The organism is Streptomyces sp. NPDC051104 (assembly GCF_040682835.1).
Classification (GTDB): Bacteria; Actinomycetota; Actinomycetes; order Streptomycetales; family Streptomycetaceae; genus Streptomyces; species Streptomyces cynarae.
Genome location: NZ_JBFBBS010000014.1, coordinates 97,387 through 112,066, shown reverse-complemented (window position 1 = coordinate 112,066; position 14,680 = coordinate 97,387). Strand labels below are relative to the sequence as shown.

At 68.8% G+C, this 14,680-nt stretch carries 15 protein-coding genes and 2 pseudogenes; 13 read left to right on the top strand and 4 right to left on the bottom strand.

Features of this window, described 5'->3' with window-relative positions:
• The first annotated feature begins 178 nt into the window (after positions 1 to 178).
• The 3 genes and pseudogenes from AB0N14_RS21150 to AB0N14_RS21140 all read left to right on the top strand — a co-directional run.
• The gene (locus tag AB0N14_RS21150) at positions 179 to 799 is read left to right on the top strand and encodes an AmfC protein (protein WP_366027227.1); all 621 of its coding nucleotides are present in this window, start codon (positions 179 to 181) and stop codon (positions 797 to 799) included.
• 105 nt (positions 800 to 904) lie between these two features.
• Positions 905 to 1,885 carry an asparaginase gene (locus AB0N14_RS21145; protein ID WP_366027225.1) on the top strand — a complete coding sequence of 327 codons (981 nt, stop codon included), beginning with the start codon at positions 905 to 907 and terminating at the stop codon, positions 1,883 to 1,885.
• 77 nt (positions 1,886 to 1,962) lie between these two features.
• Positions 1,963 to 2,145 (top strand): annotated as a pseudogene (locus AB0N14_RS21140) (transposase); the annotation flags it as partial.
• A 125-nt stretch (positions 2,146 to 2,270) separates the two neighbouring features.
• Here the strand turns inward: AB0N14_RS21140 and AB0N14_RS21135 are convergent.
• The 3 genes from AB0N14_RS21135 to AB0N14_RS21125 are packed head-to-tail and all read right to left on the bottom strand — an operon-like array spanning position 2,271 to position 3,506.
• Complete coding sequence (locus AB0N14_RS21135) at positions 2,271 to 2,681, bottom strand: SRPBCC family protein (protein ID WP_366027224.1); 411 nt, start codon at positions 2,679 to 2,681, stop codon at positions 2,271 to 2,273.
• A gap of 3 nt (positions 2,682 to 2,684) precedes the next feature.
• On the bottom strand, positions 2,685 to 3,032 hold the full coding sequence (locus AB0N14_RS21130; RefSeq protein WP_366027223.1) for a metalloregulator ArsR/SmtB family transcription factor: 348 nt from the start codon (positions 3,030 to 3,032) through the stop codon (positions 2,685 to 2,687).
• Positions 3,033 to 3,044: 12 nt separating this feature from the next.
• Positions 3,045 to 3,506 (bottom strand): SRPBCC domain-containing protein, encoded by a 462-nt coding sequence (locus tag AB0N14_RS21125; RefSeq protein WP_366027222.1) that lies wholly within the window; start codon positions 3,504 to 3,506, stop codon positions 3,045 to 3,047.
• 235 nt (positions 3,507 to 3,741) lie between these two features.
• On the opposite strand from AB0N14_RS21125, the pseudogene AB0N14_RS21120 reads away from it, so the two are divergent.
• From AB0N14_RS21120 to AB0N14_RS21110, 3 genes and pseudogenes are all read left to right on the top strand, one after another.
• A pseudogene (locus AB0N14_RS21120) lies at positions 3,742 to 4,449 on the top strand (transposase).
• A gap of 227 nt (positions 4,450 to 4,676) precedes the next feature.
• Entirely contained in the window at positions 4,677 to 5,933 is a 1,257-nt protein-coding gene (locus AB0N14_RS21115; protein WP_366027221.1) for a GNAT family N-acetyltransferase, read from the top strand.
• 287 nt (positions 5,934 to 6,220) lie between these two features.
• The gene (locus AB0N14_RS21110) at positions 6,221 to 7,123 is read left to right on the top strand and encodes a winged helix-turn-helix domain-containing protein (protein ID WP_366027220.1); all 903 of its coding nucleotides are present in this window, start codon (positions 6,221 to 6,223) and stop codon (positions 7,121 to 7,123) included.
• Positions 7,124 to 7,128: 5 nt separating this feature from the next.
• Here the strand turns inward: AB0N14_RS21110 and AB0N14_RS21105 are convergent, their stop codons facing one another.
• Positions 7,129 to 7,317, bottom strand: a complete 189-nt coding sequence (locus AB0N14_RS21105; protein WP_200421025.1) for a hypothetical protein — start codon at positions 7,315 to 7,317, stop codon at positions 7,129 to 7,131.
• A gap of 226 nt (positions 7,318 to 7,543) precedes the next feature.
• On the opposite strand from AB0N14_RS21105, the gene AB0N14_RS21100 reads away from it, so the two are divergent.
• From AB0N14_RS21100 to AB0N14_RS21070, 7 genes are all read left to right on the top strand, one after another.
• Complete coding sequence (locus AB0N14_RS21100; protein ID WP_366027219.1) at positions 7,544 to 8,425, top strand: winged helix-turn-helix domain-containing protein; 882 nt, start codon at positions 7,544 to 7,546, stop codon at positions 8,423 to 8,425.
• Complete coding sequence (locus AB0N14_RS21095; RefSeq protein WP_366027218.1) at positions 8,371 to 9,171, top strand: HAD-IA family hydrolase; 801 nt, start codon at positions 8,371 to 8,373, stop codon at positions 9,169 to 9,171. Before AB0N14_RS21100 ends, AB0N14_RS21095 begins: the two co-directional genes overlap by 55 nt.
• A 95-nt stretch (positions 9,172 to 9,266) precedes the next feature.
• The gene (locus AB0N14_RS21090) at positions 9,267 to 10,379 is read left to right on the top strand and encodes a phosphotransferase (protein WP_366027217.1); all 1,113 of its coding nucleotides are present in this window, start codon (positions 9,267 to 9,269) and stop codon (positions 10,377 to 10,379) included.
• A gap of 133 nt (positions 10,380 to 10,512) precedes the next feature.
• Entirely contained in the window at positions 10,513 to 11,394 is an 882-nt protein-coding gene (locus AB0N14_RS21085; protein ID WP_366027216.1) for a GntR family transcriptional regulator, read from the top strand.
• A gap of 190 nt (positions 11,395 to 11,584) precedes the next feature.
• On the top strand, positions 11,585 to 12,595 hold the full coding sequence (locus AB0N14_RS21080; RefSeq protein WP_366027215.1) for an aminoglycoside phosphotransferase family protein: 1,011 nt from the start codon (positions 11,585 to 11,587) through the stop codon (positions 12,593 to 12,595).
• A gap of 86 nt (positions 12,596 to 12,681) precedes the next feature.
• Positions 12,682 to 13,458 (top strand): HAD family hydrolase, encoded by a 777-nt coding sequence (locus AB0N14_RS21075; RefSeq protein ID WP_366027214.1) that lies wholly within the window; start codon positions 12,682 to 12,684, stop codon positions 13,456 to 13,458.
• A 114-nt stretch (positions 13,459 to 13,572) separates the two neighbouring features.
• On the top strand, positions 13,573 to 14,583 hold the full coding sequence (locus AB0N14_RS21070; protein ID WP_366027213.1) for an ATP/GTP-binding protein: 1,011 nt from the start codon (positions 13,573 to 13,575) through the stop codon (positions 14,581 to 14,583).
• Positions 14,584 to 14,680: the final 97 nt, after the last annotated feature.

Sequence of the window (14,680 nt, the reverse complement as noted above, 5' to 3'; positions counted from 1 at the left end):
CGTGCGGCACGGCGGCGCCGGGATACGGCCAACTGGTCGTTCCGCCTTGACCCTCAACACCCCCATCTGGGCTGTCCATGGTCACTTGGCCACATTACGGCTACTTGCAGTGGCACGATGCGTGTGTTAGCGGCGCATCCGTGGGGGGTGCCGCGCCGGTCGAGGGGACGGTAGGTACATGAGCACACCGAGCACCGGGCAGCAGCCCGCCCGTACGGCAACCATGGCGGAGTGCCGGGCGCCCGTGCAGCGCACGGACAGCCCCCCGCTGCCTGCGGATCCGCCCCCGAGCTCTCCGAGCAGGGCGTACCCGCAGGAGCACAGCCTGTCCGGCCTGGGACTGCCGGAGCTGCGCGTGCTGCGCCGGGACGCCCAGCGGGACGAGGCGGACCTCAGTTACGTACGGCGGCTGCTGCAGGGCCGTATCGACATCCTGCGCGCGGAGCTGGCCCGCCGCGGGGGCGGCGCGGCGCCCGACGGAGTCATGGAACGGCTTCCGGAGATCCTCAGGGACCCCCCGGCCCGCCAGCGCTCCTCGGCCCGGCATGTGACTCTCGGCACACCGCACGGCGAGGAGTACCGGCGGCTGGCGGCCGAGATGCTCGGCGAGGTGGAGCTGTCGGACCTCCAGGCGCGTACGGACGAGGAGTTGGGCGCGGGGATGGGGCGGCTCGTGCGCTACGAGCAGCAGGTCTCCCGGCGGCGGCAGGAACTGCAGCGCACGGCGGACGACTGCAGTGCCGAGATCGCCCGCAGGTACCGTGAAGGAGAAGCGCAAGTAGACGACCTGCTCACGTGACGCCAGGGCCCCGCCATCCGGGGCCCTGAGCGTGCCCGACGCCCGGGAGGGAACCCGTCCCGGGCCGTGCCGGCCAGGTCCCCGTCCCGAAGGGCAACCCCACCCATGTCGACTTCCGCCCAGCCCGCCATATCCGCACAGTCCTCCGCGCCCCCGGTGCTCGCCGAGGTGGTGCGGTCCGGGTTCGTCGAGGGGCGGCACCGGGGGAGTCTGGTGGTGCTCGCCGAGGACGGTTCCGTGGAGTTCGCGCTCGGCGACGTGACGGCGCCCGTCTTCCCGCGCTCGTCGAACAAGCCGATGCAGGCGGCCGGTGTGCTGCGCGCCGGCCTGGAGCTGACGGAGGAGCGGCTCGCGCTCGCGGCAGCGAGCCACTCGGGCGAGACGTTCCACCTGGACCTGGTGCGGAAGATGCTGGCGGAGCACGGGCTGACCCCCGAGCGCCTGCAGTGCCCGCCGGACCTGCCGCTGGACCCGCAGGAGGCGGAGGCGTACCTGGCCTCGGGCGCCGTGCGCGAGCGGGTCACCATGAACTGCTCCGGCAAGCACACGGCGATGCTGGCGGCGTGCGCGCTGCGGGACTGGCCGCTGGAGACGTACCTCGACCCCGAGCACCCTCTTCAGCAGCTGATCCACTCCGTGGTGGAGGAGGCCGCCGGGGAGCCGGTGGCGGCGGTGGGCACGGACGGCTGCGGGGCGCCGCTGATGGCGATCAGCCTCACCGGCCTGGCCCGCGCCTACCGCTCCTTCGTCCTGGCGGCCCCGGGCACTGCGGAACGCCACGTGGCGGACGCGATGCGGGCACACCCGGAGTACGTGGCGGGCACGCGCCGCCCGGACACCTGGTTGATGCGCGAGATACCGGGCGCCCTGTCGAAGATGGGTGCGGAGGCGGTCCAGGCGGTGGCCCTCCCGGACGGCCGCGCCCTGGCCTTCAAGATCGACGACGGTGCGACCCGGACCCTGGGTCCGGTCCTGTCCAGGGCACTGACCCTGATGGGGGTGGAGGCCCCGGTGGTCCAGCGGATCGGCAGGGCACCGCTGCTGGGCGGGGGTCGTGAGGTGGGGGAGATACGGGCGGCGTTCTAGCTAGGGTGCGTATTCAGTTGTGATCAATCTGCGGGATTCGCCCTCGTGACGAGGTCTGATCCGGTACATCGTGATGCGTGACGGGAGTGCAACTGACAGACGTGGAGTGGGAGTTCATCCAGCCGTACCTGCCGATCGGCGATACCGGCCGTATCCGCAGCGGCTGCGACAGCAATTCGAGGGTGTGATCTGGCGGTTCAAGACGGGCGGGCAGTGGCGGGAGAGAGTTCGGCGCGTGGTCGACCGTCCACAACCGCTTCCCCGCCAGCAAGAACACCGCGCCGGACTTCGGCATGGACGGATGCTCCCTGCCCCCACCACGCACCGATACGAAAGCCCGACGGCAACGAATCCGGGCGCTCGCGCCCACCACCATGCAACTGCGTCAGCCAGCCGCAACGCGCAGCTGCCCGAGCCTGTGCTCCCAGCCGGCGCGGTGGTCGCCGATGTGGGTGGACGGCAGGCCACGGTGCGTGAGTACGACCATCGTGTCGTCGCCGTCAGGGGTCAGCACGACCTCGACGGTCGATCCGCCGGGCGGCAGCGCGTCGCTGCCGGGGATGCCCCAGCTGAACACGACGCGGTACGGCGGCTCGACGGTGATGTACGCACCGCGGGCGACGACCTCGCCCATGCCGAGTGAGAACACGCCGCCGGGCTGCGGGTCGAGCTCGGCCCGGTCGCCGATCCACTTGACGATGAGCGCGGGGTCGGTGAAGTACGGGAAGACAACCTCGGGCGGTGCCTTGATGTGCTCGGTCGCGATGATGACGTCGTTGCGGATCTCGGCAGTCAACGGCTACCTCTTCGGTGGTCGGGGATGGGCCGTCTCGACGGCCTTCTTCAGGCGGCTGAGGGCGTCGGGCCAGAACTCGGAGAGCAGCTCGCGCACCGGTTCAAGCGACTCGTGGCGCAGCGCGTAGAGGCGGCGGGTTCCCTCGCGGCGCTCGGTGAGGAGGCCGGCCTGCTTGAGCACGCCGATGTGCTGGCTGACCGCCTGCTGGGTGAGGGTGAAGCTCGCCGCGATCCGGCCCGCAGGCAGCTCGGTGTGCTGGACGAGGCGCAGGATCTGTCGGCGGTGCGGGTCGGCGAGCGCCCGTAGCACCGCATCGGGTGCTGCGGGCGTCGACTGCTTCCGCTCGGTCATCTGGCTAGTCTCTCAGGCCCCGAACGGGGTGCCGGTGCCGGTCTTGGCGAAGGTCTCGATGCTCGCCATGAAGGACGTCCAGGCGGCGACGCAGGCCTCCCAGCACTCCAGCTGCGGGGTCAGGCCGGCGTGCCGGAAGCGGAGCTCGGTGCCGGTGCCAGTGGGGACGATGTCGAACTCCATCGTCGTGCCGAGCCACTCCTGCGTGTGTCCGGTGGGTGTGGTCCCCTCGGGCGCGATGGACTCCCAGACCACGCGGGTGGGCCCGGCTTCGAGGACGCGCATCGCGTTCACGCCGTACTCGCCGAAGCTGGTGACGAGCGTGCCACCGGCGGCGCCATCGCCCTCGGTCGGGCCCCACCAGCGGCTGACGCCGGCGGCGGAGGTGAAGAGTGCCGACACGGTGTCGGGGCTGGAGGGGAGGTTCAGGACCGCGGTGAAGTCCTCGGTCCGCGTGCTGGTGGTGCTGGTCATCCCGGTATCCTCTCAGATGCACAAGTTATTTCTTGTACAAGCGTGGGCTTGTAAAGCTAGGTAGACCTCTGTCGCGTGTCAAGAGGTCGTGGGCTATCTGCCGCCGAGTGCGGTCGCGATCATCCCTCACAGTCGGAGGCCATTCTCACCAACTGACCGGCGGCGACGGATGGCCTGCCCGCCGACTGGCCCGCCCCAACCCGGTGAACCGGTCTGATCCGGTACGTCGTGATGCGTGACGCGAGCGCAACTGACAGACGTGGAGTGGGAGTTCATCCAGCCGTACCTGCCGATCGGCGATACCGGCCGTATCCGCAGCGCTGCGACAGCAGTTCGAGGGTGTGATCTGGCGGTTCAAGACGGGCGGGCAGTGGCGGGAGAGAGTTCGGCGCGTGGTCGACCGTCCACAACCGCTTCCGGCAGTGGAGGGACACCGGCGTCTTCGAAGCCTTGCTGGAGGGCCTGATCGCGGAGGCCGAGAAGCGTGGGGAGGTGGACTTATCGCTGGTCAGCGTGGACTCCACCACCGCCCGGGCTCACCATGACGCCGCCGGGATGCATCTCGACCCCGATACTTTGACCGCCTTGGAGAAGGCCGCTGCTGAGGAGGAGAAGGCCCGGCAAAGGGGGGCGGCCCGGCAGGACAAGTCGGGCAGGATGTCGCGGACGGCCCGGAACGGGAAGAACAGCGACGCGCGGTCATCCCGGAGAAGAGGGACCAGGCCGCCAACCGGAAGAAGAAGGGCAGCAGGGGCGGGCGGCCCGTCGGCCATGACGCCGGCCTCTACAAGGAACGGAACACCGTGGAGCGCTTGATCAACAAGCTGAAAGCCTGGCGGGGCATCGCCACTCGCTACGACAAAACCCCCACGAGCTACTTGCCGGCCTCCACCTTCGTGGCGCGATGATCTGGATCAAAGACCTCACCAGCGCCGCCCCTTGATCACAACCAAATACGCACCCTACGAGAGTGCTTCGCGCTTTGCGGGGGCGAGAGGGTGACGAGCGGGTCCGGAGTTACAAGCGGGTCTGTGGTGACCAGCGGGATCAGGGGGGCGACGAGCGGGATCCGGAGCTGACGAGCGTGGTCCGGGGCGACGAGCGGGGTCCGGGGGCGGGCAGTCGTAAATCCACGCGACACCCCCGTCCCCGCCCTCCTACCGTGACCCCATGAGCCGCCATCCTCAGGACCTCGACGTACGCCCCATCACCGACTCCGAGATCCCCGACTGGATCCGCGCCCTGCACACCGGGTTCCTCCGCTCCCCGCACGTCTCCGACCAGGAGCTCGCCGTACGCGGCGGCAACATCATCCCCGCCCGCACCCTCGCGGCCTTCGACGACGCCCGCTGTGTCGCCACCTTCCGCTCCTTCCCCCAGGAGCTGACCGCCGTCGGCGGCGCACCGGTCCCCGCCGACGCCATCACCAACGTCTCCGTCACCGCCACCCACCGCCGCCGCGGCCTTCTGACGCGCATGATGGCCCTCGACCTCGCCGCCGCGAAGGAACGCGGTGACGTCGTCGCCACCCTCATCGCCGCCGAATACCCCATCTACGGCCGTTACGGCTTCGGCCCGGCCGCCCACACCGCCGAGTGGACCATCGACGTCCCCCGCACCGGCCTCGAGCGCCACCGCCCGGTCTTCGACGACGGCCGGATAGACCTCGTGGACGCGGACGACGTCCGCAAACTCGGCCCCGAGCTGCACGAGCGCTTCCGTCGCGCCACGCCCGGCGCGGTCTCCCGAGACGACCGCTGGTGGCAGCTCAACACGGGCGCCCTGCGCTTCGACGACGGCTCCTGGACGGAACCCTTCTACGCCGTCCACCGCTCCGCCTCCGGGGAGATCGACGGTCTCGCCGCCTATGTGTGCGACGACCACTGGGGCGACGGCAAGCGGCCCCTGCAGACCGCGACCGTGAAGGGCCTGATCACGACCAGCCCCAGCGCCGAACGCGCCCTGTGGCACTACCTGTGCTCGCTCGACTGGGTCACCACCGTGAAGTCCGGCAACCGCGCCCCGGACGACCTGCTGCCCCACTTCCTCCCCGACCCGCGGGCGGCCCGCCTCACCACGTACGCGGACACGCTGTGGGTACGGATCCTGGACGTCGTACGCGCCCTGGAGGCACGTACCTACGCGACGTCCGGCACGCTCGTCCTGGAGGTGGTCGACGAGGCCGGACTCGCCGGCGGCCGCTACCGGCTTCAGGCCGGGCCGGACGGCGCCGAGTGCGAGCGTACCGACCAGGAGCCCGAGCTGACCCTGCCGGTCGGCGAGTTGGCGACCCTGTGGCTGGGGGACGAGTCCGCGGTGCGGCTCGCGGCGCTCGGGCGGGTCCGGGAACAGCAAAAGGGCGCCGCCTCCGTCGCCGACGCCCTGCTGCGTACGTCCAGGCGGCCGTGGTGCCCGGACGTCTTCTGAGCCCCACGGGCTCTCGGGTGGCGCTCCTTCCGTGCGGGCGGTGACTGCTGTGCTTGTTCATCCGTAGCGATTCAGTTGTGGTTGTGGTGGTGCACGCCGGGCTCCCGGCTCCCCTCCGGAAGGGAGCCCGGTCACTCGTACGACCATGTCGGTCAGGAGCACTCAAGCTCGTTCAACTTTGCTGGAGTTGGCGACCAACTCCACCTGACTTATCTCCGCTTGGAGTCGTCTCATAACCACCTTCTTCTGAACTGCCGGAAGATGGCGTGAAGTTGTAGGGTTCGGCCGTGGAGCCGGAACACGCTGCCGCGGGCGAGCGGGAGAAGTCACAACGGCCACAGAGATCGCACCACGAGGTGGCCGACGAGCTGCGCAGCCGGATCAGGTCGGGGGTGCTGCGACCGGGCCAGCGCATGCCCACGCAGGCCGAGCTGGCGGACGAGTTCGGCGTGGAGCGGGGAGCCGTGCGCCAGGCGCTGCGCATCCTGCAGTCCGAGCAACTGCTCACCGACGTCTCCAAGGGCAGCCCGGCGACCGTGGCGCAGCACGCGGGGAGGGCGCCGGCCGGTCCCCAGGCCCCGCCGCAGCCCACGATGGTGGCGCTGGCCCCACGGATATCCGCTGCCTTCGCGGTGCCGCACGTGGAGATCGACGCCCTGTGCCTGACGGCGGTGTCGCTGACGCTCGCGATGAGCGAGCCGTTGCGCGAGATTCACGCGGGGCGCATAAAACCGGCCAAGGTCGACGTACGCGTACTGCTGCCCAGCGGCCGTATCGACCTGGCGTTCCCCACCCCGGTGGAGGGCACGGACGGCGACCGCCTGCACCGCCGCTGGCTGGCGCAGCGCAACGCCCAGGGCCAGGTCCTCAGGCACAACCTGCTGGCGCTGCGCAGCACCCACGGCATCGACGCGCACGTCTTCTTCCGCGCCCTGCCCTTCACGCCGCCGGTGAAGCTGTACCTGCTCAACGGCGCCGAGGCGCTCTTCGCGTACTACACGCTGACCCGGCGCGAGGCGGAGATCGACCAGGAGCACCTGGAGCTGTACGACGCGGAGGGGACCCGGTCGATGCTGTTCGCGTTCGCGCAGGGTGCCGGGCTGCGGGACACGACGTTCGTGGAGCAGTCGCACCTGTGGTTCGACGCCCTGTGGGAGACGATCAGCTCGGAGCTGGATCTCGGCGTCTGACCAGGTCAGAGCGCGGGCTGGGCGACCAGCAGGGCGAGGACGACGGCCCCTATGGAGCTGCAGGCGGGGCTGTTGGCCTTGATCCCGACCGTGAGCAGCATCAGTCCGATGATGCCCATCGTCCCGTACTTCCACTGGACGAACTGGTCGAATCCGACGACGAAGAGGGCGGAGAGAAAGGCGAGGGCGGGCATGGCGGGACCTCTTTCCAGTGGCGGACCTCGGGGGACCGGGTGGCGGGACAGAGGGGGTTGAGCCGTCTGCATCCGGGGACTACCTGCAGACGATGTGCGAGAGGAGGGATACCCTCCACCAACTCTTCCGAGTTGGCAACCAACTACACTCAAGTTATCCCCAGTTGGTCGGCACCTATAAACAACATTTAAACAACTCCCGGTGGATGGACGGGGGTTGTAGCGTTTGGTCGTGACTCAGGAGAACGTCGCAGTGAACGGCAGCGGAAGGCTCTCGGCCCAGGAGATCGCCGACGCGTTGCGGACCCGGATCCGCACCGGCGAGCTGAAGCCGGGCGAGCGCCTGCCGACCCAGGCGGAACTGGCTGAGGAGTTCGGCGTGGAGCGGGGCACGGTCCGCCAGGCGCTGCGCGTCCTGCAGAAAGAGCGGCTGCTCACCAACGTCAGCAAGGGCAGCCCGCCCACGATCGCCGGGTCCCAGCCGGTCAGCGACGAACCGCAGCCGACCATGGTGGCGCTGGCAGCGAGGCTCGCGGAGGCCTTCGCCGCCCCTGAGGTGCGTATCGACGCCGCCTGCCTGACCGCCGAGACCCTGATGCTGGCGCTCGGCGAGCCCCTCCGGCTGATCCACGAGGGCCGCGTCCGGCCCCGGTCGATCGACGTGCGGATCCTGCTGCCCTCCCGGAAGATCAACCTGGCGTTCCCGATCTCGGTCGACCCCGGCGACGACGAGGACCCGGTCCACCAACGCTGGCTGGAACAGCGCAACGCCCAGGGCCACGTCCTGCGCCACAACCTCCAGGCCCTGCGTTCCTCGCACAGCATCGACGTCCGTGTGACCTTCCGGGCCCTGCCCTTCACCCCGCCGGTGAAGCTGTACCTCCTCAACGGCACGGAGGCGCTGATCGCCTACTACATGCTCACCAGGCGCGAGGAGGAGGTGAACAGCCAGACCCTCGAGATGTACGACACCCTCGGCACCGAGTCCCTCCTCTTCTCCTTCGAACGCCGAGCGGGCCAGCGTGACGCGGCGTTCGTGGACCAGTCACAGCAGTGGTTCGACGCCCTCTGGGAAACCATCACCACGGACCTGACACTTTCCTGGTGACTTCTGATACGACGCGGACCGATCCGATGGCGGCAGAGACAGGGAGACTGCGTGAACTGATCACCGGTGCGCGCTTCGTGCTCTTCGACTTCGACGGGCCGATCTGCCGGTTGTTCGCGGGTCACTCGGCGGAACTGGTCTCGCAGGACATGATGGACTGGCTCGAGCGGCAGGGGCTCCTCTGGCAACTGACGCAGGAGGAACGTTCGCAGCCGGATCCGTACGTGCTTCTGCCCATGATGGACGCCCGGCACCGGGGCAGCGATCTGGTGGCGGCCATGGAGGAGAGGCTCACCCAGCAGGAGCTGAGGGCCGTCGTCTCCGCGCAGCCGACCGCGTACGCCGATCCACTGATACGCACCTGGGCGGCCCTGGGCGCGCGACTGGCGATCACCAGCAACAACTCGGCGCGCGCGGTCAGCGCGTATCTGAAGAGCCGCGGACTCGTCGACTGCTTCGCCCCGCACATCTACGGCCGCACCCGTGAACTCCACCGGCAGAAGCCGGATCCGCACCACCTGATCCGCGCTCTGCGGGCCATGGGAGCCGCCGGTGAAACGGCTTTGATGATCGGCGACAGCCCCTCTGATCTGCAAGCCGCCGAGCAGGCCGGCGTTCCGTTCCTCGGCTACGCGCGCAACGAGCGCAAACAGAAACTCCTGCGCGCCGCGGGTGCCGAGGTGGTCGTGAGCGCCCTGGAGCCGGTCCTGCGCGTGCTGCGGGACGACGTCGGTCGGACACGTTGAGACACCCCCTTTCCGACACCATGCCCATCCGCGCCGGAGTACCTTGCTCCTCCGCTGCCGCACCGGTGGTGCGCTCTCAGGTCAAGGGACGGACAATGCCGGCCGAACGTGGCTCCTCTCCGGTGCGGGAGCGCGCCGTCGAGATCAGTGGCGACCCTGGCGTGGTCGAGGGTCCGCTCGAGGGTTACCACCACGAGACGTATGTGATTCCCCTCCCTGCCGAGGCCGTCGGCCCGCGTCCGATCCGGGGCAAGTTGCGGGAGCCGCGGAGCAACCTGCTCTGGTTCGACCGCCGCAGCTTCGTCTCGGAGGTGAGACTGCTCCGTGCGCTTCAGGGCCGTGTCGCGGCCATTCCGGAGCTCATCGACGTGGTCGACGGAGTGTGTCTGCAGAGGTTCATCGAGGGACGGACGCTGGGTTCGCTGCACGCGTCGGGAGAAGAGGTCCCCGAAGACGTCGCTGTGCAGGTCCTGCACCTGTTCCGCCAGTTGGCGCGGGTGTCCCAGTGGTCGCTCGACGTGGAAGGCGTATACGGCCCCGATGGCCGGCCGGCCGAGGGTGACAGCGCGGGATTCCTGGACCGTCTGATCCATTTCGCCGAAGAACGCGTGTACCGGGAGAACGCGGTCAGGTTTCCGGGCCTGTTCGCCTGCCTGGGCGTGGACGCGGACTGCTTCAGCAGGCTCAGAAGGCATGTCGCCGGCCTGCACCAGCGGCCCTTCTGTCTGCTGCACGGCGATCTGCACCGGGAGAACTTCGTCGTCGACGACCACCGGCGGCTGTGGACCATCGACTGGGAGCTGGCCATGGTCGGCGACCCCCTCTACGATCTGGCCACCCATCTCTACCTGATGCGTTACCCGAAGGCGCAGCACGACCTGATGGCCAAGCGGTGGTGCGAGGCCATGGAGGAGGAGCTGCCCGGCAGTTCCGGGGGCTGGGAAGAGGACCTGCCCCGACTTCTCGACTTCAAGCGGGCCCAGTCCGTCTTCACCGACATCGTGCGTGCGATCGAGTTCGTCGCGTCCCGGCCAGGGGCCGGCTCCACCGTCCTGAGGCAGCAGGCCATGAGGGTGCGGCAGGTGCTGGCGTCCGCCGCCCGGCCGCTGGCCCTGGAATCCCTGCCGAGCCTGGAGGAGGTCGAAGGCGAGCTGGCGCGCTGGCACGGATGGCGCGACCGGAGTCGCCAAGGCCGGCCGAGCGGCTGAAGGCCGACACCTGTCACCAGGTGCCAGACGCCTGCCTCCCGACTGGTTGCGCACAGAACCGCACGAGTTGGTTGCCAACCGACGTAAAGTTGTCACGGGTTGGCATGAACGGCTAGGCGGCAGGAGTGTGGCAGTGAGCGACAGCAGAGGACTCTCGCCTCAACAGGTCGCCGACGTCCTGCGCGAGCGGATCAGGAACGGCGAGCTGAAGACCGGCGGCAGGCTGCCGTCCCAGCAGAAGCTGGCCGAGGAACTCCGTGTGACGCGCACGGTGGTGCGTGATGCCCAGCGTGTGTTGCAGGAGGACGGGCTTCTCCACATGACCGGAAGGGGAAGTACCCCCCGCGTCGCCGAGCCGGCCGTCTCCCGTGAGGAGCCACAGCCCGCTCTGGCCCTGGTGGGCCTGCCGCACCGCCTGGAGGCGGCGTTCCAGACCTCGCACGTACAGATCGACGCCATCTGTCTCACGGCTGAGACGCTGATGCGCTCCATGGACGCCCCCCTGCGTCTGGTTGCCTCGCACCGTGCCGAACCCAGGTCGGTCGAGGCGCGCATCATCCTGCCGGCCAAGGAGCACAGGCTCTTCTACCCCGCTCCTCTGGGGGGCTGGGGGGCGGACGAGGACGCCGACGCCGCCGTCCACAAGCGTTCCGAGGAACAGCACGTCAGCCAGGTCAACGTGCTCTGGAGGCAGTTCGACAGGCTGCGCGTGCAGTACAAAATCGACGCCCGGGTGAGGTTCCGCGTCGTGAGGAACACGCCATATCACAAAATCTACCTGCTCAACGAGACGGAAGTCCTTTTCGCCCATTACCACATCGCGGCACGGACCGAGGACATCGACGGTGCCGCGACGCCGTTGCGGGACACACCGGGAACACGGTCGCTGCTCTTCTCCTTCGACGCCCGCAACGGTGACCGCGACATGTCGTTCGTCGACGACAGCCGGAAATGGTTCAACAGCCTGTGGGACAGTCTGGAACCCGACCTCAAGGTGCCGCTGGTCGCGAGCTAGGCGGGAAGAGTGCACCAACCGGCTCTTCCAGGAACTGTTTTCTCCCTCGTCCGGATGGTGGCACGGCGTCAGGTGACTGCCTGCCGAGGCGCTACTCTCTGCGGCCATGCCGTCCCCTCTGCCTCACAGGGCGCGTCGGGCACTCGTGCAGCGGCTCTTGGAGTCACGGCGACGACGCGGCGATTGTGTTGTGGTCAAGGGCCACCACAACATCAACTACGTCGTGCCCCTGGGCCTCGGGCTTGCAGTGCTCCTGGGCGTCCCGCCGTTCGCCCGGGGGAAGGTGAGGGTGCCGCTGGAGACGGTCGAGGTCGTTCCCCGGATCTGGCCGCGCGAAGCCGAAGTACTGCGTGTCGTGTCCCGTCACATCCGGCAGGTCCCCCGGTGTCTCGCCGACTTCGGTGAGTGGTCGCTGCACTCCTACCGGAAGGGCCGGGTGCTGGCGGAACTCCACCCCGGTGGTGACGTGGGCGAACGCGTCATGCGAGCGTTTGCGGAGTTCTTCGCCGCGACTGCGAGCATTCCGGTGGACGAGTTGCCGGCGAGGCCGAAAGGGTGGCCGGAGGACGGGGACAGTGAGGGATTTCTGCACTGGCTGGTCGACTTCACCGAGGAGCGGGTCCACCAAGCACACCGGGACCGTTTCGGTTCCCTCTTCGACAGTGTCCTCATCCCCGACAACGCGATGGCCACGTTCAGGAAAGCTCACGGGGGTCTGACCCCACGGCCCTTTCGCCTGCTTCACACCGATGTGCACCGGTCCAACGTCGTTGTCCGCCGTGGCCGCTTGACCGTCATAGACTGGGAACTGGCGATGTACGGCGATCCGTTGCACGATCTCGCGACGCACTTGGTGCGGATGCGATACGGCAAGAGGGCGCAGGAACGCATGACGGATCTCTGGGGTGAGGCCATGGTCCGCGCCGGGCATGGCGTACTGACCGCGGGCCTCGACGACCTGGCGATCTACCTGGCTTTCGAGCACGCTCAGTCCGTGTTTCCCGACGTCATGCGCGCGGCTCTCAGCGTTCCCGAGGAGCCGGAGGCGGATGACTTTCGACGGGCGGCGGCCAGGATCCGCGCGGCGATCCGCACGGCCCGGGAGCCTCTGCAGTTGATAGAGGTACCCGATGAGAGGCGTGTCATCGAGGCACTGCGCGAGTGGCACGCCAGGAACATCCTCTCCTCCTCACCGGGGTGAGGGAGCGGCCGCTCGGCGGCGCGGCGGGCAGCCGAACCGGTCGGTGTTGTCGCTCCTGGGTTTGCCGGGAGAGTGGATGCGTCAGGATGACCGAGGACGACCAATGGGGTGCCGTGTCGGACGGAGATCACTACGAGCTCAGTGAGCCGGAGGAACCGGACCGGATCCGTGAGGTGGCCGAGTGGGTGCTGACCGGACGGTGTGTGCTCTTCGACTTCGACGGACCGCTCTGCCGCCTCTTCCCCAAGGGCTCGTCCGAGCCGGTCGCGCGAGAACTCAGGGAGATCGTCGATCGAGCGGGTGAGGGAGCGCTCCTCAGCTGTGAGGCCCGCGAGTCCATCGACCCGCACGTGGTGCTGCGGGCAGTGGACCGGGAGCGTCGCGGCAGCCGTCTGGTCCAGGGGCTGGAGGCGCTGATCACGATGCGCGAGAAGGAGGCTGCGACCAGAGCGTGGCCCACACCCGCGGCCGACGCCTTCGTGCGCGGACTGTCGGCCGCGGGTGTACGCATCGCTGTGACGACGAACAACTCGCCGGCTGCCGTCACCGTGTACCTGCGAAGGGTGGGACTCGCACAGTACTTCGGCGACCACGTGTACGGACGGACCGGTGATCCCCGGCTGATGAAGCCCCACCCGGACTGCCTGAACCGTGCCCGGGAAGGGCTGGATGCCAGGGCGGACGACGCCGTGCTCATCGGGGACACGGTGGCGGATCTCCTCGCCGCCAGGGAGGCCGAGGTCCGCTTCGTCGGCTACGCCCGCAACGAACGCAAGGCGGCACCACTGCAGGCGGCGGGAGCCGACCTGGTCGTCCGCCGCCTGACGACGCTGTCGGAAGCCATTGCCGCGTGCCCTTCCTGACCGGGCTTGATCGAGGCACCATGAACGTGCATGGTCAACGTGCCGACTCTTTGGGGTACTTGGGTGTCGGAGGGAAGGCGGTCGTGGCGTCAGTGGGCAGCGCACTGGGCGCGCATGGAGAGCGCGTTGACCCGGCTGCTGCTCCTAGGGATCTTTCTGATCGGTCTCCTGGCACAGTTCGTCAAGCCGCTCGGTGACGCCCTCCAGGACAAGGCCTACCTCGGCGGTGCGCTGCTCAGTCTCGTCGGATACGTGCTGTATGCCGAGGTGCAGCGGCTGAACACGGCACATGAGGAGGGACGTGCGGGAACGGCGCGGCTCGAGGACGAGGTCCTGCGCCTGCATGCCGTTCACGAGGAGCAACGCGCCCTGGCGGCCCGGCTCCAGTCCGAACTCGAGCGGCTGAGTGGTGCGGTACAGCGGCTGACCGAGGAACAACGGCTGCAGAGCGGCAAGAGCGTCTCCGCACGGGAACTGGAGACCCACTTCAGGCAGGCGCTCGAGGCGCGCGAGACCCACATCGCCGCCATGGGCTTCACCGGAGAGACCGTCGTCGTCCCGCTGCGCCCCATGCTGCAGGGCCTGCCTCGTGATCCGGAGAGAGTGGTACGCGTACGGCTGCTCGTCCCGGACTTCACCAAGCCCATCGAGGTGCCCGGGATGATCAAGAGCGACGGCAAGGTGACGGACGCACCCGAGTTCCGACGGGATCTGGTCGACAAGATCGGACGCTACAACCGCGAGATGCGCGAGATGATCGGCAGGCTGGAGGACAGCGGGCGGGGCGTTCTGCATGTCGAGTTCCGAGTGGTGCACATGTCTCCCACGCTGAAGCTCTGCCTCATCAACGACGATCAGGCCTTCGAAGGGCTCTACGACAAGGTGGACATACGGCGCTTCGGCCCCCCGTCGGCCGACCCGTCCCGACAGGCCGGCGGCGACAACGGTGAGCGGCTGCTGGACCTCGTGGGATACGACGCCCGGCTGACGCGCTGGCACCGCGATGACGGCGCCAAGGCCCGCACGGTCATCGACGAGCGCAGGAGACTGTTCGAGACGCTCTGGGAAGCCGCCCATGACCTGTCGGAGATGAGCACACAAGGCGCAGGCTCGGCATCCCCGTGAGGCGTGTTGCCCCCGGGCGGGGGCGGGATGCCCCACCGGCGTGGCGATCACCCCGGCGGGCCATCCTGGCAGGTCACCCTTGCGGGCCACCTGGCTG